This window comes from Elusimicrobiota bacterium (genome assembly GCA_016218575.1).
GTDB lineage: Bacteria > Elusimicrobiota > Elusimicrobia > UBA1565 > UBA9628 > JACRDN01.
Genome location: JACRDN010000005.1, coordinates 126,301 through 147,325, shown reverse-complemented (window position 1 = coordinate 147,325; position 21,025 = coordinate 126,301). Strand labels below are relative to the sequence as shown.

Below are 21,025 nucleotides of genomic sequence, written 5' to 3'. Positions count from 1 at the left end.
TGCCATGAGATTTGCAAGATCGCCGTTTTTCGCGGTTTTGGCGGCACTCCTGGCTTCGGCGGGCTGCGCCTCCAAGGACAAAGCCGTGAGAATCGCCGTGGCCGTGCCCTTGACCGGAGACATGGGGACCGAGGGCCAAGGCCTGCGCCGGGCAGTGGAGCTCGCCGTGGAGGAGGCCAACGCGGCCAAGCGCTTCCCTTATAAAATCGAGGCCCTGCCCTACGACGACCGCGCCGATCCCAAGGAGGCCGTCAACGTCGCCAACCTCATCATCTCCGACCCCAGGATCGTGGCCGTGATCGGCCATTATAACTCAAGCTGCGCCATCCCCGCGGCGAAGGTTTACGCCAGGGCTCCGATCCCTTTCGTAACCCCGGCGGCCACCAATCCCGACGTCACACGGCAGCAATTGAGTCCCGACTGGAGGGGCCCGCTCGTGGTCTTCCGAGTGGTTCCAACCGATGATGTGCAGGGGCCCTATGCGGCTCAGTTCGTCTATCGCAATCTTGGAAAAAAAAGAATCTCCTTGCTGCATGATAAAACATCCTACGGCCAAGGCTTGACTGAAGAATTTAAGGAAACTTTCGTCCCGCTGGGAGGGCAAATCCTGAGCGAGGACGGTATATCGGTGGGCGACAAGGACTTCAAGGCCCTGCTTACCCGGCTCAAGCAAGTCAACCCGGAAGCCGTCTATTTCGGCGGGCTCTACACCGAGGCCGGCCTCATCGTCAAGCAGATGCGCGAGCTCGGGATGAAGTCGCTCTTCCTTTCCGGCGACGGCTCCAAGACCACCGGCTTCTTTGACGTGGCCGGCGACGCCGCGGACGGCGCCTACCTGTCCATGGTCGGGACCCCGGTCGAGGCCCTGCCCAGCGCGAGGGAATTCGTGGCCCATTACAAGAAGCGCTGGCAGGGAAGCTCCGAGGAGCTCAAGCCCTTCGACCACTTCGCCTACGAGGCGGCGCAAATTCTTTTCGAAGCCCTGGAGCGGGCCGGGCCGGACAGGGAAAGGCTCATCGACGCCTTGCGGCGGACCAAGCATTCGGGGCTTCTCGGGACCACGGTCTTCGATGCCAAGGGCGATACTCTCAACAAGACCATCACCATGACCCAGGCTCGGGCCAGGGACCGCTCTTTCCCCGCCGTCAACTAGAGTCCGCGCAAAGGCCATGCTCGCCCAGCAAATAGTCAACGCCCTCACCTTGGGGGCCATTTACTCCCTGATCGCTTTGGGCTATACCTTGGTCTACGGCATCCTCCTCATGATCAACTTCGCCCATTCCGAAGTCTTGATGTTGGGCGCCTTCATGGCTCTCTTCTCGGCCAAGGCGGCCGGCGTGCGCTCCGGCAGCTGGGGCCTCATGCTCTGGCTCCTGGCCTCGAGCATGGCCGCGGCTGGGCTTCTCAATCTCGCGATCGAGCGCCTGGCCTACCGCCCCCTGAGGCAGCTCTCTCGTCTAGCGCCATTGATCTCGGCCATAGGCGTCTCGATCGTCCTGCAGAACGCGGCCTTCCTGTGGATCAGTAGCCAATCTTTGCCTTTCCCCACTTTGGGCGCCTCTCGTGTTTACCGCCTCGGACCGGCGACCGCCTCCTCCCTGCAGATCGCCATCCTGGCCGCGGCCCTCTGCCTCATGGCCTCGCTTCATTTCTTCATCCAGAAGACCAGGATGGGCAAGGCCTTGCGCGCCTGCTCCGATGATTTGGAGGCGGCCGGGCTCATGGGGATCGATGCCAACAAAGTCATCGCGCTGGCATTTTTCATGGGCGGGGCCTTGGGCGCGGCCGCGGGCGTCCTCTATGGCATGAATTACGGCTCCATCAAGTACAACATGGGATTTCTTCCCGGCATCAAGGCCTTCACCGCCGCCGTCCTGGGGGGGATCGGCAACATCCACGGCGCGGTCCTGGGCGGTTTTCTCCTGGGAGCGCTGGAAGTCCTGGCCGCCGGCTACCTCCCGAGCGGCGCCCAATGGCGGGACGTCATCAGCTTCGGGGTCCTGATCCTGGTCCTCTTATGCCGCCCTTCTGGAATTCTTGGCGAAAAAATAGCCGACAAGCTATGAGGAGACTCCCGCCTTTTCTTCTCGCCGCCGCGGTCCTGGCCCTTCCCTGGGCCGTGCGCGGGACGCACTTGGAGCATCTGGTGCGGGCGGGCGGCATCGTGGGCCTGCTCATGCTTCTGGGGCTCGGGCTCAACTTCACCTTGGGCTACGTCGGCCTCTTCGACCTCGGCTTCATCGCCTTTTACGGCGTCGGCGCCTACGGCGCGGCCTTGGCCGCGGCCAGGGGCTGGCCGGCCCCCGCGGCGGCTTTGTTCGCGGTCCTCTTGTGCGTGGGGTTGAGAGCCCTCCTCGGTCTCACTATCCTTCGCCTGCGGGGGGACTACCTGGCCGTGGTCACCCTCGGCTTCGGGGAAATGGCGCGACTCACCATCAACAACCTTGACCGATTGACCAATGGCCCCAAGGGTCTGCAGGTCCCGGCCCTGCGCCTGGGTCCCTGGCTCCTCGCCGCCAATTGGCAGTTCTATTACCTCATCATGGCCTGCGTCCTCCTGGTCGCGGCCGCTTCCCTGAGATTGGAGAACTCCCGCTTGGGACGGGCCTGGGTCGCCATCCGCGAGGATGAGGCCGCGGCCGAGCTCTCTGGCGTGGCCGTGGGCTCGCTCAAACTCTTGGCTTTCATCCTGAGCGCGGTACCCGCGGGCCTGGCAGGGGCGCTATTCGCCTATTGGGAGGGCTTCGTGACCCCCGAATCCTTCGTGTTTTGGGAATCCATACTTGTCGTAGCGGTGGTGGTCCTGGGAGGGATGGGCTCGGTTCCCGGAGTTCTCCTCGGCGCCGCCATCTTGAGCGGCGCGCCCCTCGTCCTCCAAGCCTGCCTCTCTCCGGAGTGGATTAATTTGCGCTACCTCTTTTTCGGCGCGACTTTGGTGGCTTGCGTCATCTTCCGCCCCCAGGGCCTATGGCCCTCGCGGCGGCGCCAAGCGGAGCTCTTGGAATGACCCTCTCGGAGAAGCCGCTTCTTGTGGTGTCCGGCCTGTCCCAGCATTTCGGCGGCCTCAAGGCTCTCGATCGAGTGGACTTGAGCGTGGCCAAGGGCGAGATCATGGGCGTGATAGGCCCCAACGGGGCGGGCAAGACAACCTTCTTCAACGTCCTGACCGGGGTCTATCCCGCAAGCGCGGGAAGCATTCTTTTCCAAGACCGCCCCATCCTGGGCCTGCCGAGCCACAAAATCGTGGCCCTGGGAATCGCGCGCACATTTCAGAATATACGCTTGTTCCCCGCGATGACCGCCCTTGAGAACGTGATGGTAGGGCGGCACTGCCGCTCCAAGGAAGGAATGCCGGGAGCGCTCCTGCGGCTGCCCTCTTTTAGGCGGGAGGAGGCGGCCATCGAGGCCAAGGCCAAGGACATCCTTGGCTTCGTGGGTCTGCGGGGTGTCGCGAACACTTTGCCCAAGAACCTGCCTTACGGAAGCCAGAGACGCCTGGAGATCGCCCGGGCTCTGGCCACGGAGCCCAAGCTGCTGGTTTTAGACGAACCCACCGCGGGCATGAACCCGACTGAGAGCCAGGGGCTGGTGGACCTGGCGCGGCGCGTTCGCGACACGGGGATCACGGTCCTTCTCATCGAGCACCAGATGAGGGTCGTGATGGACGTCTCGGACCGCGTCGCGGTCTTGGACTACGGCGTGAAAATCGCCCAGGGCACCCCCAGCCAAGTGGTCGAGGACGCCCGCGTCATCGAGGCCTACCTGGGAAAGGGATCATGAGCCAACGCCCGCTGCTCGAAGTCTCGGAGCTCGCTGTCGTCTACGGCCGGAAGATTGAGGCCCTCAAGGGCGTCTCCCTCTCGGTTTTCCCGGGAGAAATCGCGGCCCTCATCGGCAACAACGGGGCGGGGAAAACCACCCTTTTGCGGGCAGTCGCCGGGCAGCTCAAGCCCGAGCGAGGCTCCATCCGCCTTGACGGCGCCGAAATAAGGGGCCTTGCGTCCCATCGCGTCATGCGCCTGGGCATTTCCCTGGTGCCGGAGGGGCGCCGGATTTTCCCTCGGCTCACGGTGAGGGAGAACCTCGAGATGGGGGCCTACGCGCGTCCCGACAGGGATCTGGGTCGCGATTATGCCCGGGTCTTCGAGCTTTTCCCGCTTCTAGAGAAGCGCGCTTCCCAGCTGGCCGGAACTCTCTCTGGGGGAGAACAGCAGATGCTGGCCATGGGCCGTGCCCTCATGAGCCGGCCGCGCCTCCTGATCCTGGACGAGCCTTCCATGGGGCTAGCGCCGGTGATCGTGGACAGGGTCTTCGACGCCATAGCGCGAATCAGTCAGGAGGGCATGACCATCCTCCTCGTTGAGCAGAACGCGAGGAGGGCCCTCAAGGCGGCGCGAAGGGCCTACGTCCTTGAGACCGGGCGCATCGCGCTCTCCGGCGCGGCCGAGGCCCTTCTCAACGACCCATCCGTCAAGGAGACCTACCTGGGTCTCAAGTAATTTGCTAAAATCGTTTTCCTTGCCGGGGTAGCTCAACGGTAGAGCAATCGCTTCGTAAGCGATAGGTTGTGGGTTCGAGTCCCATCTCCGGCTTTCTTCTTTTTGAGGTTCCTGGAAACCAGGCGCTCAACTGTTGCCGCGTCCTTGTTTCTCACCAATCCAGTCTCCGAAGAACCGCGGATTCCGTATACGAAGGTCGGGCGGCTGACGCGGTTCCCGGAGGAGCACATTGACACCTGGATTCGCTCAAATACGGTCGAACCGAAGGCCGAGGTTTCGATAACGGCTTGACAGACTATTATCGTCAATCTATACTATCCGATAATAAGATGAGGCGCTATTTTCGATGATCCGAAAGCAGGCTGCGGCTGGCCCTAAGCCGCCCGGACGCTGGCTGCGTTGCCCAGGGGGCTATTCCGCCTTCGTTCCCGACCCATTGCCGCCCGAAATCACTTGGACGCCGCGCTTGGTGCGCGCGTTGTCCGATGCGGACCAACTGATCGGCCGCTTGGCGGGCGAAGGCGGGCGCCTGCCCAATCCGCATCTGTTGATGCGCCCCTTCATCAAGCGCGAGGCCGTGCTCTCCAGCCGCATCGAGGGCACTCAAGCCACCTTGGGCGAACTGCTGGAGGCTGAGGCCGGCGGCTCTGTTGACCGGAGTCCGGACGATCTCCGGGAAGTCGGGAATTACGTCATAGCTCTGGAGTACGGTATCAAGCGGCTCAAACAGCTCCCGCTGTCGCTACGGCTTGTCCGGGAGCTGCACGAGCGCCTGATGAAGGGCGTTCGCGGAGAGCGCGCGACGCCGGGCGAGTTCCGGCGGTCTCAGAATTGGATCGGAGCCCCAGGATGCACTCTGTCGCAGGCCTCGTACGTGCCTCCGCCGCCGGCGGACCTCATGGACTGCTTGGGGGCTTGGGAGAAATTTCTCCATGAATCTAGTCTGCCGCCGCTCGTTCAAGTGGCGCTGGCGCATTACCAATTCGAGGCGATCCATCCCTTCCTGGACGGCAACGGCCGTGTAGGACGCCTGATGATAACCCTCTACTTGGTAGAAAGGGGGATTCTGCCGACGCCGCTCCTTTACTTGAGCGCCTTCTTCGAGGCCACTCGCCGCGACTACTACGACCTCCTGGGCGCGGTCACGGCGCGCAACGAGTGGGAATCGTGGCTCACGTACTTTCTCAACGGCGCTGCCCGACAGTCCGAGGACGCGCTTGGAAGAGCCGGGCGGATCAACAAGCTTTTGGAAGAATGGCGGGTCAAGGCCGGGGGGTTCGCCATGCCTCGCAGAGGCAAGGGCGAACTAGCGGAAGGCGGCCGTCTGACCCAGGTTCCCTTGAGCCTGGTGGACATGCTGGCGGCCAACCCTTTCATCACGATCAATAAGGCGGCTGAGCAACTCGGCGTCGCCTTCACCACGGCGCAACGCGGCATCGAGAAGCTGGAGAGGCTCGGCGTGCTCCGCCAAGCGAACAAGGCTAGGCGCGGCCGAGTGTACTGCGCGCAGGCGATCTTCGACATACTGGAGGAATCGACCCGTATCGTGCCGGACGGACCGCCGGCGCGCGGGGTGAAGGCGCGGGAGGGGTGATGGGGATCAAACGAAGGGCGACAACTGGTTCATCGACTACCGCGCCGGAGGGCGGCGCATTCGCGAGAAGATCGGGCCGAGCAAGAAGCTCGCCGAGTCGGTCCTGGCCAAGCGCAAGTTGGAGCTGGCCAAGAATCGCTTCCTCCACGTGCGCAAGGTGAGCCGCGAGAGCTTCGGACGATGACCACGCATGATAAGGCGGTCGCACGGCGCTTCTATTTGGAAGCGGTTGGAGGCGGGGAACTCGCGCATGTCGAGTCTCTTGTTGGGGCCGACTATGTTGACCATAACGCAGGACTCGCGGCGGGGCGGGGGCCGGAGATGGTCCGCCGCCATCTCGCAGCGCTCCGTCGCACATTCCCGGACTTCACGCTCCAGATCGAAGACATGGTCGCTGAAGGAGACCGGGTCGCAACCCGGGTCAGCGGACGTGGTACGCACCTCGGGGAGTGGAAGGGCATCCCTCCGACAGGAGCGTTGATTCAGTTGCGCGGCATGAACATCGACCGTCTTGCGGGTGGAAAAATTGTGGAGCATTGGGGTGAGGCCGACACAGTCGGCATGCTCGTTCAGATGGGAATCGATCCGTTTGCAGGCCGACGCTGATGCATTCCGCCTGGAATCTATGGCGGGGAAATCGCCGCGACGTTTGCTGTTGGTGATCGAACGCCTCGCGGGACGAAGCCCCACGCGATCGTCCTGTGGTTATCCACAGAACTTCGCTGCGAAGTTCTGTGGATAACTGGGATGAGCAAGGGGGTAAATCTCCAGCTTGCGCTGCGCGTTTATTCGCAGGCGGGCGCGACCGGCAGCGCCCGAAGTTTTTTGTATGATTCTCATCACCATGGCCGCCACGCTCGGATCCGCCCTCCTGGCCGCGTGCTTTTTTGCCTGTCCCCTGCTGTTTTTCACCAACCTCACCCGCAACCCCTACGTCGCGCAAATAGTCCTGCTCAACGTCTGCCTGGCCGCGGCCTCGGCTCTCTGCATCCATGAGGCGCTGTCCCAGGGCCGGCCCTGGCGGCCGCGCAGTCCCTTGGATCTGCCCTGGCTTGGCTGGCTGGCGGCATGCCTGGTCAGCTGGGCCGTATCCTATTGGGGCCGGACCCCGTTTTTCAGACCCGCCATCGCCGCCGAGGGGTCTCGCGCCTTCCTCTTCCTGGGCGTCAACTGCTTCCTGCCCTTTCTGCTGGCGCTGCACCGCGTCAAGGCCGAGGATTGGTCCGCTCCGGTTTCCGCCGGGGCTTGGGCTTGGTTCATCTTGGGCTGGGGGCTGGCTTGGATGGGATTTCCGGCCCTTCGTCGCCCGGGCGGGGGAGCCGTGGATTTCATCGGCAATTTCTGGGACCCCTACGGGGCGCTGCTCTGGGCCCTGGGGCTGGCCGGAGCCTGCCGACTCTGTCGAAAGGGCCGGGCGATCGACTTCCTGCACCTGGCCCTGGGCACGGCCTTCCTGGCCTCGGCTTACGGGGTGCTGCAATATTTCAACATCGAATGGATATGGCCCAACGTACTCAACCCCTACGGCGGGCGCTCCGTCTCGACTTTCGGAAATCCCAACTTCATGTCCTCGTTCAACGTGGTGCTATTTCCGTCCGCCGCCGTCTTGTTCCTCCTGAGCAACGCAAGCCGGCGCTGGATTTACGCAACCCTCCTGTTGACCATGGAGGCCGGCCTCCTCTGCAGCCTCACCCGCTCCTCGTGGCTCGGAGCCTTGGCCGGGCTTGCGGCACTCCTGGCGGCGCCCGAGCTGCGCCGCCAGCTTCGCCAAAACCCCCGCCCGCAGGGCTTGATGCTGGCCCTCGGGCTCGCCCTGGCCCTTCTCTGGCCGCATAGCTCGATTAAGAGCGGTTACACCCCGACCGTCATCGGGCGCCTGGCGGAGATCGGCCAGGCCGCCCAAGCCCGGACCATCTACGGCCCTTGGCACCAAAGACTGCTCATTTGGACCGCGTCTTGGAGCATGGGCGCCGAGAACCCGGCCACCGGCGCGGGGTACGGGCTCTTCGAGCTCTTTTACCCCTTCTACCAGGGCCCCTTGGTGGAAGCCCTGGAGGTCTTTCGCGGGCTGCGCACCCACGCCAACAACTCCCATAATGAAATCCTCGAGGTCTGGGCCCAAACCGGCGTTTTAGGGCTGGGGGTCTGGCTCTGGTTTTGGACGGCCTTCTTCACGCCTATGCTCAAGGCCGCCAAAAACGCCCCGCGCTCTTTTCTCCTGCCGTTGGCGGCTGCGGCGGGCGCCTTCGGCATGCTCGCCGACAACCTCTTGAACGTCTCCCTGCATTTTCCCGTGCCGGCCTTCGTGTTCTGGTGGTGCGCGGGCGCGGCCTTGGCGAGCCTGCCGGGGCGGCAAGAAGACGCTCGCCAGCCGCGCCGATGGAGCGGCGTGGCCGTCGGCCTCGCATCTGCCGCGCTAGTGGCTGGAATAGCCTGGCATTGGACCAAGGTCTTCAACCGGGAGTGGCGGTATTTCTCCGGATTCAAGCTTCTGCGCCACTCGGCGCTGGCCCAGGCCTCCCAACAGCTCGAAAAGGCTCGGGACTGGGGGCCGCCGGAGGTCAACAGCCTCTATGAGCTCGGCAACTCCTACGCCCGCGCCCAGCGTTTCCAGGAGGCCCGTAAGGCATACGCTGCGGCCTTGCAAGCCAACGCTGGTTATGACGAGATTTATTATAACATCGGCGTGATCGAAGCCGCCCATTTGGGCAGTCCCCGGCAGGCCATCCCTTTCCTCGAGGCCGCCCTCTGCATCAATCCCCTCTCCGCCGAGGCGCACAACCAACTGCAGAACATTTACCTCGGCGATCCGCAAAGCCATGCAGAGCGGGCCGAAGCCCTCCTCAAGCGCGCCCTCGCCCTGCACCCGGGAAACCCCAGCCATTGGAACAACCTCGGGTTCCTGCGCGCCTTGAGCAGCGATTATCCGGCGGCGGAAAGGGCCTACGCCCAAGCCTTGCGGCTGGACCCCAACTTCTCCGCGGCCGAGAGGAACCTCTTGGCGCTGGCTCGCCAAAGCGGGAGGCCGATCCACCCCATCGTGGAGCGCCTGCCTCTTTTGCGCCGGCAGCTCCAGAATCCCCCCCGAATCCCTCCCGGCAATCCTGTAATAAATCAGCAACGATAACAGTCTAACATTAGGCAGATTTCCAAAGGCTTTTTCAGGGCCTTTGGGAGCCGCGATTGCATCGGGACAAAAATGGCACGGATAATGAAAGCGATCGGGATTCTCTTCTTAGGCCTGCTCCTTCAGGGGGGCTTGCCCGCCATGGCCCAAGAGGAAGAAGCCGCGCCCCGCGACGCGGGCTTAAGCCGGCAAATGCGCATGGGCATCTACTTCTTCGAGAAGGGCGACGACATGCAGGCCATGGACCGCTTCATGGACGTTCTCACCAACGGCGCCCCCGCGGAGAGATCTCTGGCCAACGAGTACATCAATCTCCTCAACCGGCGCATGAACACCCTGGAGAAGACGCCGCTCCGCCCCAGCGCCTTGAAGCCTCATGCGGCCACCATCGAGAGCGTGGAGCCCGAGAAGAAGGCGGCAGAGGTGGCTCCCGCACCGCCTCAAGCTCCGGTTCAGGTGCTGGTGGAACCCGGGGAGGAGGTCGCCGCCGCTCCGGTTTCCGAGTCGCCCAAGCCCGCACCCAGGCCGCTCTACGAAACGCGGCAGCCTCCGGCGGAAAAATCCGCGATGAAGCAGGAGATACGAGCCCAGCTTCAAGCCCTCAAGGAGTCGGCCCTGCGAAAGCTGAAAGCCTGGGAGCAAACGCGCGTCATCCTGCTGGAAAACGGCGATCCGCAAGCCCTGGCCATCCCCTCCGCCCTGCTGTTCCAGCCGGGGGTGGTATTCCAAAGGCAGGCCCGCGGCGTTCTCGACGCGTTGACCCAGCTGACCTACGCCCTGGGTTCGGCGCAAATCTCCATTCTCCCGGAGGGAACGGCCGTCGGAGACGCAAAGGTGCTCGACATGCGGCGCAGCATGGGCATCTCCGCTCATCTCTATTCCGCGGGCATCGCCCCTGCCCGCGTCAAGGTCAACCTCCTCAACGGCCAAGTGGAAATTCCCAAGGCCTTGCGCAGCTACAAGGGTATCATCCTCCTGTTCGAGTACGGCAAGCCTCTGAAGCTGGACATGGACGGCGCGTTGGGGGAGGAGGCGGGGCCCGCGATTTCACTCGGGGTTTATCCCCGGGCCGTGCGCGCCGCTTCCGCGGAGGGGGGCGCCATCATAGAGTTCTCGGTCCAAGACCCGCCCTCCGGCCTGGCCTCGTGGAAATTCCAGCTCCTGAGGCCAGCTTCCTCGGACGGCAAGGATTTGGCTCCGCTTCAGGAGCTCTCGGGAACGAGCCCTATTTTTCATCAGATCTATTGGAACGGGTCTATCAATTATTCCGGCCCGCCCCTGCCAGCCGGCCGCTATGAGTGCGTGTTGACCGCCACCGACTCCAGAAACCGGCAGAAAACCCTGCATCGCTGGATACAGATATCCGGGGCTTCCGCCGGCCCGGCTCAAGCCAAGCCCGGAGGCGGAGCACCCTCGCCGGAAATGCCGCGATCCCCGTCTTCTTCGGCGAAGTCCCTGATCAAAGATTCTCTTATTAAGGAAACGCAGACCCGGCCGCGGGCGGGATTGTCCAAGGTCGAGATCTCCCCAAGGCGCAAAAAAGGGCTCAAAGCGAAGACTCGCCAGAAACCGGTGAAGAAGCCCACAGTCAAGGCGCCGGCCCCCACTGACTACGAGATAATCTTCCTCCCGGACGGCTACAAGACGGCCGGGAACTCAGGGCCCATTTTATCGCAGATCGCAGAGCGCAGCGTCTACTACCCCCAGGAAACTCTGCAAGTGACCGGCTACGCGCGCAGCTCCGAGCCGGACGCCTCCGTCTTGGCCGAAAAAAGGGCGCAGATGTTGGCTGGCCTCTTGATAAACAAATACCAGGTCGAGTCGAAGAAAATCAAGGTCAGCTCGAGCGTCTCGGACGCCGCCGAACCCAAGGCCGCGGTGAATTTCGTGAGGGGAGAATGAGGACGAAGAGAGAATGGCTTTAGACGAATTCATAGACCAGCTGGCCTTCGGCAGCAGCACGCCCCAGGTGAGCGCCTGCCTTGGGATGTACCTCAGCCCCGAGGTCATCTACATAGCGGAGGCGCGGATCGAGAAGGGAAAGCCGCTGGTGGACCATCTGGTGCGCATCCCGGTGCCTGCTCCGGCCGAGGCCGCCAAACAGCCGGGAGCCGGCCCCAGCACCACGTCTCTCAACACCGACTTCCTCTCCGATGGGGAGAAATTGGCGCTGCTCATCCGGCAATCCATGTCCCAGACGAAATGGAAGACAAAGAACGTCATGGTGACTCTGTCCCACCACCTGGGGCTCCTGCGCTACTTCACCATGCCGGAAATCAACCCCCGCTTTTGGAAATCCGCCATACCCCTGGAGGCCAAGAAATACATCCCCATCCCGTTGGACATCTTGAGCCACGACTACCAGGTGATTGCCCTCCAGCCCGACGCCAACAACAAGGCCCGCCAGGGGGTTTTGATCGCCGTGACTCAAAAGAAAAACATAGCGGCCATCAGCACCCTCCTCCAGGGCTTGGAGCTCAACCTCGTCGGAATGGAGGTCGCGCCCTGCTCCGTCCTGCGGCTTTGGCAAAGCCTGGAGCCCGGACCACTCGACAAGCCGCTCTGCCAGGTCCATTTCGACGGGGGGAACATACGCATCCTCGTGGCGGACAAGGGCCTGCCCGTGTTTTTCAGGGAGCTGTTCCTGGGTTCAGACGTCTCTATGGGAGACATCAGGAAGGTGGACCTCGGCGGCTGCGTGGCTTTCGCCCAGAAACAGCTGGGTGTCGCGGCCCTGGGACAGGTCAAGGTCAGCGGCGCGGCTCAGGCTCTGCCCAGCTGGCAGGCCGCCTTCTCCCAGGAGTTGGGCCTTCCCGCAGGGCTCCAAGACACCGCGGCCCTTCTGGGAATAAAGGGGGGAGACTGGGGCGGATACGCCTCCATCGGGACCGGGCTGCGCTTTTTACGCCCCGCCACCATGAACCTGGATTTGGGCCGGGTGGGCAAAGTCTCGGAAGAAGACCACCGCGTGGCCCGGGACATCTTCATGATCGCGGCCTTCCTCTCGGTTTGCTTCTTGGCCCTGGGCCTGGGCCGCATGGGCTTGTACCGCTATAAATCCAGGGAATTAGCCCGCTTCCGAAGAGATCCGGAGATAGAGGCGGTATTCACAGGGAAAACGCCCCAGCAGATAGAAGAGATGATCAAAAGCCTGCAAGGCCAGGTGGAGTCCGTCCAGGGGTTGGGCATCGACCGCGTCAAGGTCTCGACCCTCTTGAAGGACGTGGCCGAAAGCCTTCCCGAGAAAACCTGGATCACGAACATTTCGCTCACCAATCCGCTCGTCAAAGGGAGCCAAAGCCTCGAGCTGCGTCTTTCCGGTCACGCCGTGGCACCGAGCCTAAGCCAAGAGCAGGACCTGGCGTTCCAATTCAAGGAGCAGTTGATCAAATCCAAGGTCGTGGGAAAAACTTTCTCGGACATTCAATTATCCGTCACGGGTAAACCCCTCGCCGACGACGCCGTTCAAGGCCTTGACCCGGGCGCGTTGATGCAGCGTCTGGAGACCAGGACTCAATTCGTGATCACCGCCCGAGCGAGGAAGCCGCAATGATCATGGCCGATCTGGGAGAATGGCTGGAATCGGCGCGCAACGAAGCGCGTATTATCAACTCCACCATCCGCGAGAGAGGCTTAAACCGCTTCCTTCGGCCGATCCTTTTCGGCGGAATCATCGTCTACATCTGCTATTCCATGGTCTATCAGAAGCCCGGCCGGCAATTGGCCGGGCTCAACAAGAAAATCGAGGCTTCGCGGGCCACCTCCCAGTACGCCGACAATTACAAGACCCTCCGGGACAGGCTGGGAGAAGTTCGGGCCCTGCTTCCCACGGTCAAGGAGCGCGACCGCTGGCTCACCGGAGCGATCCTCGATTCCATGAGAAGCGGGAACATCCTAGCCGACTCCATTCTTCCTCCGGATGAGGTGGAGCAGTCAGGGCTGGTGTTCCAAAAGGTATCGGTCAGTCTGGAGCTCAAATTCCCCGATCTCGTGGCCTGGCTCTCGCGAATGGAGGATGCCAAGCCGCTGATGCACATCGCCTCCTTCGACCTAAGCAAGAAGGCCGATCGGCCGGGCCGAAACGGCGTCAACTGCACGATCGCGACCATTATTCCCGCGCAGGGCGGAGCCAGATGAAGGGCTTGGGCTCCTGGAGCTGGGCCGTGTTGGCCGGGGTTCTGGCCGTGCCCGGCTTCATGTTTTACCAATGGCGAGCCAGACTCGACACGACTAACCGCCAGCAGATGTCACAGAAAGTCCGCAAACGCCTTCCAGAAGGGCAAGGCTTGTTCTCCGATTCTCCCAGCCGGGGACGCCTTAATAATCCCATGACCGAGGCCTCCAAGCAGTCGGAAAGGGAAACATTGGCGATCGCCGCCCCCATGCCGAGTCTAAGCGACGAATCGGCCGCCAGCGTGGAGCAGTCCACCCCCACTGTCCAGCCCAACGCATCTCCTGAAGGGTCCCAGTACAGCGCCCCTGCCGGGGCGCAGCCCGCTGCGCCCAGGCGAGACCCCACTCTTTCTCCTTACGACATGCTTCGGCTCCAGCAGGCGGAGCTCGAAAAATCCGCGGCCCAGGGAGGGGTTGTCCGCGCGGCGGTCAAGCGCATACAGGCCAAACGGGAGCCGCCCGTCGAAAACGACATCTCCCTGCAGGGAATCATTTCCATCGACGGCCGCAACAAGGCCATCGTCAATGGAGAGACCGTCGGAGAGGGAGACATGGTCGGGGCGGCCAAGGTCCTGCGCATTACATCACAAAGCGTCATTTTCATCCATAAAAACAGGAGATTCACTAAGACGATTGGAAGATAAGGGGAGAGGTTCCCATGAGAAATAGAAAAGACATCTTGGCTTGGCTTTGCGAATCCCTCAAAAGGGCGGCGGCCCTGGCCGCTGCCTTGGGGCTGGCTCTCTCGAACGCCTCCCCGAGTTGGGCCCAGCGCCGCTCGGCCGAGCCCGAGGCCAATCCTCAATTCCAGAAGGAGCTCCAGTCCCCGGAAAACTCGCCCGCGGGAACCCCCTTTACCACGGCTCCCCCGGAGGAAGAGGCTGCGCCCGCCTCGGCGTCGTCCGCTCTGGAGTCGGTGCAGATAGGGACGTCCCCGGCTCCAAAGCCCTCCGGCCAGGAAAAAGTATCGCCCCTAGACATCCGCGTGAGCGTCAGGGTCAAGAGCGCTCCCTTGGCGACCTTTCTCGACACCATAGCGGCCCAGGCGAGGGTGAATTTCATCATCACGGAGGGCCTGGAGACCAAGAGAGTGACGGCATTCCTGCAAAACGTCACCGTGCGCGAGGCCCTCCAGGTTCTTCTCGAGATCAAGGGACTGACTTATCAGCAGATCGGCAAGAGCAACACCTACGTCGTCACTCCCCGATCCAAGACCGTCGAGAACCTTGTGACGCGCATCTATACCCTATCCTACGTCCCGCTGATTCCCCTGGCGACCCCCGCCTCGGATCAGTCCGCCTCCGGCGCCGCCGCGGCGGCCGCATCCTCATCATCGTCCGGCAGCGAGGTGGCGATCGTGAGCGTCCTCAAGAGCGTGTTGTCCAAGTCGGGTCAGGTCGCCATGGAGCCGCGCACCAATTCGCTCATCGTCACCGACATACCGGAGGTGTTCCCGCAAGTCGAGCAAATCATCGCGGAGTTAGACAAGAAGGCCCCCCAGGTCATCATCGAGGCGCAAATCGTGATGATCAACTCCACCCGCAGCAAGGATCTCGGCATCGAGTGGGGAGGGCCGAATGGGGAGCTGGGGAGCTTTACGGCCGGTCAGCGCGACACAAGCTTCCCGATGCAACTGCCTGGCAATTTCTCGAAGCTCCGCTTCCTCGACCCGGTCAGCAACGTGGTCACCACCGTGGGCTCGGCGTCGGGAAACACCGCTCTCTTGGCCGCCAGCAACAGCGCGCTATTTACGGGAGGGCTCAAGACCAGCTTGATTGATCTGACCCAGCTCAAGGTGACGTTGAGAGCCCTGGTCTCCCGCTCCGAGGCCAGGTTCCTGGGAAAGCCCAAGGTCCTCACCCTCAACAACAAGGCCGCCTTCATCGAGACCACGAGCCGGGAGGGGGTCTCGGTGCAGCAAAGCCAGTCCAGCGGAGGCTCCTTGACCCAGTCCAGCATCACCGTGGAGCGCTTCGACACCGGCCTCAAGCTCACCGTCACCCCCCAGATCAACAAGGACGGCTACATCACCATGCTGGTCCAGCCCAGCTTCACGGACGTGGAGGAGGCCGTCATCTCGTCCGCCGCCCAGAGGGTGTTCAACCCGGTCGTCCGCAAGGCCTCCACCCTCGTGCGGGTCAAGAACGGGCAAACCTTGGTCCTGGGAGGGCTTCTGGAATCCAGGGAAATAAAAACCGTCCGCAAGGTCCCGTTCCTGGGCTACATTCCCCTGATCGGCTGGCTTTTCACCAGCACCCACGCCCAACGCCGCAACGAGGACCTGGTGGTGTTCCTAACACCCACCATCGTCAATGACTGATAAATCTGCGGGTTTAGGCTTGATTTTTGGAGCACTCCCGCTATACTTAAAGAAGGCCGCGAAACCATGAGCCAAAAACTGCAGTTGGCCGATATCCTTGTGGCCAGCAACGTCATTACAGAGGACCAGCGCCAGCGCGCGGCCAAAACCGCCGCGCAAAGCAAATGCCTGTTCGGCGAAGCCGTCGTCAAGCTTGGATTTGCCAAGGAAGAGGACATAGCCGTGGCCTTCTCCAAGCAGCTCGGGATCCCCTATGCCTCGCGGGAAAACCGGATCCTTAAGGTTGAAAAGAACCAGAACCTCGAGAAAGTCATCACGGAGGATTATGCCCGTGAGCACCTGGCCCTGCCGCTATTCCTGGACGACAAACTCCTGGCCGTGGCCATGGCCGACCCCGACAACGTCCTCACCTTGGACAATTTAAGGCTCCTGACCGGCTTGGAGATACAACCTTTCGTCGCCACCAAGACCCAAATACTCAAAGCCATCGATGATTTCTACCAGGCCGGGGGAACCGCCCTTATCGAGACGACCATGAACGCGCCGAGCGGAACGCCGGACAGCGACGTTCAGGAGGCGGAGTCCTCGGACATACGGCTCGACCTCGACCAGGCCTCCGTTGGAATCAAGAGCGAGCAAGTCGTGGCTCTCGTCAACGCCGTGATCAAACAGGCCATTTCCGAGCGCACCTCGGACATCCACCTCGAGAGCTACGACGAACGCGTCATCCTGCGTTTTCGAATAGACGGCATCCTCTACGAGCGCCTTCCTCCGCCCAAGAAGGTGTTCATGGCCGTGGTCTCGCGCATCAAAATCCTGTCCAAGCTCGACATCGCCGAGCGGCGCCTCCCCCAGGATGGAACCTTTTCCATCAAGCTTCAAAACCGGCCTATCGACCTGCGCGTTTCAATATGCCCCACGGTTTACGGGGAGAAGGTGGTGCTGCGCATCCTCGACAAGGGGGCCGTCGAGCTCGACATAGAAAAGATCGGCTTCGAGGCCAAGCAAAAGGAAGACTTCCTGACCGCCGCCAAGATGCCCCACGGCCTGATCTTTCTCACCGGCCCCACCGGATCGGGGAAAACCACCACCCTCTACGCGGTGCTAAACACCATCAAGACCTCCGAGCTCAACTTCATGACGGTCGAGGATCCCGTGGAAATTAAGCTCGAGGGGATCAATCAGGTCCAGGTGCGCTCCAACATCGGGCTCACCTTCGCCTCCGCCCTGCGCTCCTTCCTCAGGCAGGACCCCGACGTCATACTCGTGGGAGAGGTCAGGGACCAGGAAACGGCCCAGACCTGCCTGCGAGCCGCTCTCACCGGCCACTTGGTGCTCTCGACCTTGCACACCAACGACGCCCTTTCCTGCGTGGTGCGCCTCATAGATCTCGGCATAGAGCCATTCCTGCTCTCCAACAGCCTGGCCCTGGCCGCCGCCCAGCGCCTGGTGCGCCTGCTCTGCCCCCACTGCAAGAAGCCCTACAAGCCCGACAAGCAGGCCGTGGAGACCTGCATCAAGGAGTCCCTCCTCGAACACCCTCCGGACCCGGACTCCGTGGTCTTTTACCAGCCTCGGGGCTGCGATCACTGCGCGCGGACGGGATTTGTGGGGCGCAAGGCCATCTACGAGGTTTACCGCATCAACCCCGAGATGCGCGAGATCATCTACCGCTACGGCGGTGATTTGGCCCGGCTCAAGGAGGTCGCGGTCAAAGCCGGGATGTGGAGCATCCGCGCCAGCGGGTGGAGGAAGGTCTTGAAGGGCCTCACCACGCCGGAAGAGGTCATGGCCGTCACGACGGCGGACTGACATGGGGCGATTCTCCTACACCGTCCAAGACAACAAGGGCGACACCAGCGTCGGCGTGGTGGAGGCCTCCGATGAAAACGAGGCCATCAACAGCCTCCAAGCCAAGGGTTATTTCATCCTGTCTCTGTCCGCCGACAAATCCACGACTTCCACCGCCCGGGGTGCTGGCAAGCAGTCCGGCGGCAAGGCCGGCATCCGGGATCTTGTATTCCTTGCCGAGCAGTTGGCGACCTTGCTCAACGGGGGGGTCCCCCTCGTGCGAGCCCTCTCTCTCTTGGGAGAGCATTCAAGCTCCAAAGCCTTGCACCTGGCCTTGGGCCAAGTCACCAAGGACGTGGCGGGGGGAATGGCGCTTTATAAGGCCCTAGAGAAGCACCCCCGCATATTCAACACCCTTTGGGTCTCCTTGGTGCAGGCCGGCGAGATGGGCGGTCAGCTTCCCAAGGTCTTGAAGCAGATCGCCGCCTACTTGTCGGCCCAGGCGGAGCTCCAGGGCAAGGTCATCACGGCCCTGGCCTATCCCGCGGTGCTGGCCACCTTCTCGCTGGGCGTACTCGCGTTCTTTATCATCAAGATCGTTCCGGTATTCGCCGAAATCTTCAACAGCTTCCAAGTAAAGCTTCCCGTCCTCACGCAGGTCATCATCATGATCTCGAACCTCCTGGTCCACCACTTGGCCCAGGTCATTTTCGTCGTGATGGGCATTGGCTTTATGTGGAACGCCTACACATCCACCGAAACCGGCAAGGAGATGCGCTGGAATTTGATCTTCGGAGTCCCGTTCTTCGGCACCTTCCTCAAGAACCTGATGGTGGAGCGGCTTCTAACCACCCTTTCGACTTTGATAGAGAGCGGTGTCAGCATCTTGAACGCCATCTCGGTCCTCGAGGGCGTCTTTGGCGACAACATCATATTCCAGCGCCTGCTCAAGTCGGTCAAGAACGACGTGGCCAGCGGCAAGGCCATCTCCGCGGCCTTCCGCAAGACCGGGGTCCTGCCGCCCCTGGTGACCGAGATGATGTACATGGGGGAGGAGTCCGGCAAGCTTCCCGACATGCTGGTGACCCTCTCGGACTTCTACCGCGAACAGATAGACCAGTTCACCCGGCGCTTCACAGCCATCATAGACCCCATTCTCGTCGTCGGGATTGGAGGGCTCGTCGGGGTGATCGTCCTGGCCGTGTTCCTGCCCATATTCAAGCTGTCCACTTTCGGAGGGAAATGATGCCTGGAAACGCCGAAGGCGGCTACACCTTGGTCGAGCTGCTGGTCGTTATCACGATCATCGGCGTGCTGGCCCTGGTGGCCGTTCCCTCCTACCTCAAGTCCATAGAAACCAGCAGGGCCGACGACGCGGTGGCCGTGAGCAACATGCTCGCGGCCGCCAACCGCATGTTCTATCTAGACCACGTCAGCACCTACACCACCGGCACCCTGTCGACCACAGCAACGGGATGCAACGCAGGAGACTCCTGCCCCACCTCAGGCCCCTACACCGCCTGCGCCTTGGTGGCCTGCAAGTACCTCGCGGCCCAGGATTGGACCTCCAAGCACTACACTTTCGCGACTGCCGACGGCACCGCGGGCGGCTGCCAGTCCATGAGCGGCTCTTACGTGGCCTGCGCCAAGCGAAAAACTTCCGGAACCAACAGCACGAGCATCTCGCCGTACAACACCTGGGCTTACGGAGTCCAGTCCAACGGCGTGATCGCCACCGAGGGAACGTCCACTCCGACCCCCGTGCAATGATTTATGTCCAACGACGGCCGTTCGGGTTATACTCTGGTAGAGGTGGTGGTGGCGATGCTCATCAGCGCGATCATGGTCGCCGCCATCATGAGCGTGGCCTTGTCCGCCAAGAAGGGCGAGGTCAAGAACGATAGGAAAATCGTGGCCAACCAGGCGACTCGGGAGCTGGCCGCCAAGCTCAACGCCTACATCACCGCCGACCCCGCCAGCACCATCATCGCCGGGCCTGGCTCTGGCTCCAACAAATGGTCCATGACCTCAGGAAGCATCGTGGACACCTGCCCAGACGCCAGCACCAACTGCTACGCCCTCACCACGGGCTCCCATACCTTGACGGGATTTCTTCCCACCTGGTTCGAGGCAACGCCCTACAGCGCGCGCGCGATCTATTTCGTATCCTACCCCCAGGCCTACAGCGTGGCCAACGGAACCGTTCCCCTGGTCAACGTCACCGTGAGCTGGACGGAGCCCTAAACCCATGAAAATACGCAAGGCGGGGGGATTCACCTTGATCGAGCTCCTGATCGCGGCGGTCCTCTCGATCGCGGTCCTCTTGGGCATCATTTCCCTGTCCTCGTCGATTTTGCGCTACCAGTATGAAGGCGTGCGAAAGGGCAAGGTCTCCGGGCAGACCCTTTTCGCCCTGTCCCGGATGCAGAAGGAGATCGAGGAGGCGACCCATCTCGAGCTTCCCTCCTATTCCTCGACCACCGGGAACGTCCTCAGCGCCTGCGCCAACTGGTCCATGGCCCTGAGCCCGCCGGGGGGGGCCAGCGTCGACTCAACCCTTGCCGTGAGCTCCTTCTACTATTGCGTGGACTCGAGCAACAGCCTGCTGCGCTACTCGGGAACGACCTGCCCTTACACGGCTCCCGCCTCCTGCGGGTCAGGAACCTTCGAGACCGTGGTCTACCAGAACTTTTACCTGATGGACAATTATTCGTATTATTTCGCGAGGGCCTCGGACGTGGGCGGGGTGGAGATGCACTACATCGTCGGAAACTCGACCCCGACCGCGAACGTGCCCAATCCCGCGGCTTACAAGATCAATACCAAGATCGGCATGCGCAAAAACTACCTCAACACCTACGATTGATCCATGGCGCGCTCGAAAGGCTCGGTTCTCATCCATGTCCTGGTAATAGCGGTGATCACCTCCATCATCGCCGCGGGGCTGTTGCGCATGCTCCTTCTCCGCCACACCTTGATTTCCAGGGCCCAGGAGGGCTCCGCGGCCAAGAAATCGGCAGAGTCCGCCATGGCCAGGCTCGTCTCTTCATGGAACAGCGTCAACATCGTCTGCTCCAACGTGAGCGGAAGCGGCTACACTTGCTCTCCGGCCAGCACGACATCCCCCGGCACCTGCTCCTGCACTTGCACAAGCCCTGGAGATGCCACCGTGGTGGCCGCCCTCTCCGGCAGCCTTTGCCAGCTCACCATCACATCCCCTTGAAGCGCCTCATCCTGACGGCCGACGATTTCGGCTATGACCGGCGGATCAACGCCGCGGTCCTCAAGGCCTACAAGGAGGGAGTCCTGCGCCACGCCAGCCTCATGGTCGACAGGGAGGGCGCCGCCGAAGCCGCCGAGATCGCCAGGAAAAACCCGGGCCTGGGGGTAGGCCTGCATCTCGAGCTTTGCCGCTCGCAGCCTGCCCTGTGGGGCCTGCGCTATTTCTTCCTGCCCGCCTTTCGGAGAAAAATCGAACCCGAGATCAGGCGCCAGATCGAGCGCTTCCTCTCCCTTGGCCT

General features: G+C 62.2%; 18 protein-coding genes, 1 tRNA gene and 1 pseudogene. All 20 read left to right on the top strand.

Annotated elements, in window-relative coordinates; translation table 11 throughout:
- Nucleotides 1-4: 4 nt before the first annotated feature.
- The 20 genes and pseudogenes from HY921_01190 to HY921_01095 all read left to right on the top strand — a co-directional run bounded on the left by HY921_01190 (nt 5) and on the right by HY921_01095 (nt 20,727).
- The gene (locus HY921_01190) at nt 5-1,153 is read left to right on the top strand and encodes a branched-chain amino acid ABC transporter substrate-binding protein (GenBank protein ID MBI5629476.1); all 1,149 of its coding nucleotides are present in this window, start codon (nt 5-7) and stop codon (nt 1,151-1,153) included.
- 16 nt (nt 1,154-1,169) lie between these two features.
- Complete coding sequence (locus HY921_01185) at nt 1,170-2,066, top strand: branched-chain amino acid ABC transporter permease (protein ID MBI5629475.1); 897 nt, start codon at nt 1,170-1,172, stop codon at nt 2,064-2,066.
- Entirely contained in the window at nt 2,063-3,007 is a 945-nt protein-coding gene (locus HY921_01180) for a branched-chain amino acid ABC transporter permease (protein MBI5629474.1), read from the top strand. The genes HY921_01185 and HY921_01180 overlap by 4 nt, the downstream gene beginning before the upstream one ends.
- Nucleotides 3,004-3,780, top strand: a complete 777-nt coding sequence (locus HY921_01175; protein ID MBI5629473.1) for an ABC transporter ATP-binding protein — start codon at nt 3,004-3,006, stop codon at nt 3,778-3,780. Before HY921_01180 ends, HY921_01175 begins: the two co-directional genes overlap by 4 nt.
- Nucleotides 3,777-4,499, top strand: a complete 723-nt coding sequence (locus HY921_01170) for an ABC transporter ATP-binding protein (protein ID MBI5629472.1) — start codon at nt 3,777-3,779, stop codon at nt 4,497-4,499. Before HY921_01175 ends, HY921_01170 begins: the two co-directional genes overlap by 4 nt.
- Before the next feature lie 21 nt (nt 4,500-4,520).
- Nucleotides 4,521-4,592 (top strand) — tRNA-Thr (locus HY921_01165).
- 253 nt (nt 4,593-4,845) lie between these two features.
- Nucleotides 4,846-6,093, top strand: coding sequence for a Fic family protein (locus HY921_01160; protein ID MBI5629471.1), 1,248 nt, complete (start codon nt 4,846-4,848; stop codon nt 6,091-6,093).
- 180 nt (nt 6,094-6,273) lie between these two features.
- Complete coding sequence (locus HY921_01155; GenBank protein MBI5629470.1) at nt 6,274-6,699, top strand: ester cyclase; 426 nt, start codon at nt 6,274-6,276, stop codon at nt 6,697-6,699.
- Nucleotides 6,700-6,937: 238 nt separating this feature from the next.
- Complete coding sequence (locus HY921_01150; protein ID MBI5629469.1) at nt 6,938-9,220, top strand: O-antigen ligase family protein; 2,283 nt, start codon at nt 6,938-6,940, stop codon at nt 9,218-9,220.
- A 72-nt stretch (nt 9,221-9,292) separates the two neighbouring features.
- Nucleotides 9,293-11,122, top strand: coding sequence for a hypothetical protein (locus tag HY921_01145; GenBank protein ID MBI5629468.1), 1,830 nt, complete (start codon nt 9,293-9,295; stop codon nt 11,120-11,122).
- A gap of 13 nt (nt 11,123-11,135) precedes the next feature.
- Nucleotides 11,136-12,773, top strand: coding sequence for a pilus assembly protein PilM (gene pilM / locus HY921_01140; protein ID MBI5629467.1), 1,638 nt, complete (start codon nt 11,136-11,138; stop codon nt 12,771-12,773).
- Nucleotides 12,770-13,357: a hypothetical protein gene (locus HY921_01135; protein MBI5629466.1), complete on the top strand. Its 588-nt coding sequence runs from the start codon at nt 12,770-12,772 to the stop codon at nt 13,355-13,357. The genes pilM and HY921_01135 overlap by 4 nt, the downstream gene beginning before the upstream one ends.
- On the top strand, nt 13,354-14,037 hold the full coding sequence (locus HY921_01130) for a hypothetical protein (GenBank protein MBI5629465.1): 684 nt from the start codon (nt 13,354-13,356) through the stop codon (nt 14,035-14,037). The genes HY921_01135 and HY921_01130 overlap by 4 nt, the downstream gene beginning before the upstream one ends.
- A gap of 14 nt (nt 14,038-14,051) precedes the next feature.
- The gene (locus HY921_01125; GenBank protein MBI5629464.1) at nt 14,052-15,713 is read left to right on the top strand and encodes a hypothetical protein; all 1,662 of its coding nucleotides are present in this window, start codon (nt 14,052-14,054) and stop codon (nt 15,711-15,713) included.
- A 66-nt stretch (nt 15,714-15,779) separates the two neighbouring features.
- Complete coding sequence (tadA, locus tag HY921_01120) at nt 15,780-17,525, top strand: Flp pilus assembly complex ATPase component TadA (protein MBI5629463.1); 1,746 nt, start codon at nt 15,780-15,782, stop codon at nt 17,523-17,525.
- 1 nt (nt 17,526) lies between these two features.
- Nucleotides 17,527-18,750, top strand: coding sequence for a type II secretion system F family protein (locus HY921_01115; GenBank protein MBI5629462.1), 1,224 nt, complete (start codon nt 17,527-17,529; stop codon nt 18,748-18,750).
- Nucleotides 18,747-18,848 (top strand): annotated as a pseudogene (locus HY921_01110) (type II secretion system protein). The gene HY921_01115 and the pseudogene HY921_01110 overlap by 4 nt, the downstream one beginning before the upstream one ends.
- A 429-nt stretch (nt 18,849-19,277) precedes the next feature.
- Nucleotides 19,278-19,748, top strand: a complete 471-nt coding sequence (locus HY921_01105) for a type II secretion system protein (protein ID MBI5629461.1) — start codon at nt 19,278-19,280, stop codon at nt 19,746-19,748.
- 4 nt (nt 19,749-19,752) lie between these two features.
- A complete protein-coding gene (locus HY921_01100; GenBank protein MBI5629460.1) occupies nt 19,753-20,370 on the top strand; it encodes a hypothetical protein in 618 nt (205 codons plus the stop codon).
- A gap of 3 nt (nt 20,371-20,373) precedes the next feature.
- Nucleotides 20,374-20,727, top strand: coding sequence for a hypothetical protein (locus HY921_01095; protein ID MBI5629459.1), 354 nt, complete (start codon nt 20,374-20,376; stop codon nt 20,725-20,727).
- Nucleotides 20,728-21,025: the final 298 nt, after the last annotated feature.

What these genes read in the sequence shown, in the direction of transcription:
- HY921_01150 (MBI5629469.1), top strand. Translation starts at nt 6,938, where the DNA reads ATGGCCGCCACGCTCGGATCCGCCCTCCTGGCCGCGTGCTTTTTTGCC.
- HY921_01170 (MBI5629472.1), top strand. Translation starts at nt 3,777, where the DNA reads ATGAGCCAACGCCCGCTGCTCGAAGTCTCGGAGCTCGCTGTCGTCTAC.
- HY921_01155 (MBI5629470.1), top strand. Translation starts at nt 6,274, where the DNA reads ATGACCACGCATGATAAGGCGGTCGCACGGCGCTTCTATTTGGAAGCG.
- HY921_01190 (MBI5629476.1), top strand. Translation starts at nt 5, where the DNA reads ATGAGATTTGCAAGATCGCCGTTTTTCGCGGTTTTGGCGGCACTCCTG.
- HY921_01125 (MBI5629464.1), top strand. Translation starts at nt 14,052, where the DNA reads ATGAGAAATAGAAAAGACATCTTGGCTTGGCTTTGCGAATCCCTCAAA.
- HY921_01185 (MBI5629475.1), top strand. Translation starts at nt 1,170, where the DNA reads ATGCTCGCCCAGCAAATAGTCAACGCCCTCACCTTGGGGGCCATTTAC.
- HY921_01145 (MBI5629468.1), top strand. Translation starts at nt 9,293, where the DNA reads ATGGCACGGATAATGAAAGCGATCGGGATTCTCTTCTTAGGCCTGCTC.
- HY921_01180 (MBI5629474.1), top strand. Translation starts at nt 2,063, where the DNA reads ATGAGGAGACTCCCGCCTTTTCTTCTCGCCGCCGCGGTCCTGGCCCTT.
- HY921_01115 (MBI5629462.1), top strand. Translation starts at nt 17,527, where the DNA reads ATGGGGCGATTCTCCTACACCGTCCAAGACAACAAGGGCGACACCAGC.
- HY921_01095 (MBI5629459.1), top strand. Translation starts at nt 20,374, where the DNA reads ATGGCGCGCTCGAAAGGCTCGGTTCTCATCCATGTCCTGGTAATAGCG.
- tadA (MBI5629463.1), top strand. Translation starts at nt 15,780, where the DNA reads ATGAGCCAAAAACTGCAGTTGGCCGATATCCTTGTGGCCAGCAACGTC.
- HY921_01135 (MBI5629466.1), top strand. Translation starts at nt 12,770, where the DNA reads ATGATCATGGCCGATCTGGGAGAATGGCTGGAATCGGCGCGCAACGAA.
- pilM (MBI5629467.1), top strand. Translation starts at nt 11,136, where the DNA reads ATGGCTTTAGACGAATTCATAGACCAGCTGGCCTTCGGCAGCAGCACG.
- HY921_01130 (MBI5629465.1), top strand. Translation starts at nt 13,354, where the DNA reads ATGAAGGGCTTGGGCTCCTGGAGCTGGGCCGTGTTGGCCGGGGTTCTG.
- HY921_01100 (MBI5629460.1), top strand. Translation starts at nt 19,753, where the DNA reads ATGAAAATACGCAAGGCGGGGGGATTCACCTTGATCGAGCTCCTGATC.
- HY921_01105 (MBI5629461.1), top strand. Translation starts at nt 19,278, where the DNA reads ATGTCCAACGACGGCCGTTCGGGTTATACTCTGGTAGAGGTGGTGGTG.
- HY921_01175 (MBI5629473.1), top strand. Translation starts at nt 3,004, where the DNA reads ATGACCCTCTCGGAGAAGCCGCTTCTTGTGGTGTCCGGCCTGTCCCAG.
- HY921_01160 (MBI5629471.1), top strand. Translation starts at nt 4,846, where the DNA reads ATGATCCGAAAGCAGGCTGCGGCTGGCCCTAAGCCGCCCGGACGCTGG.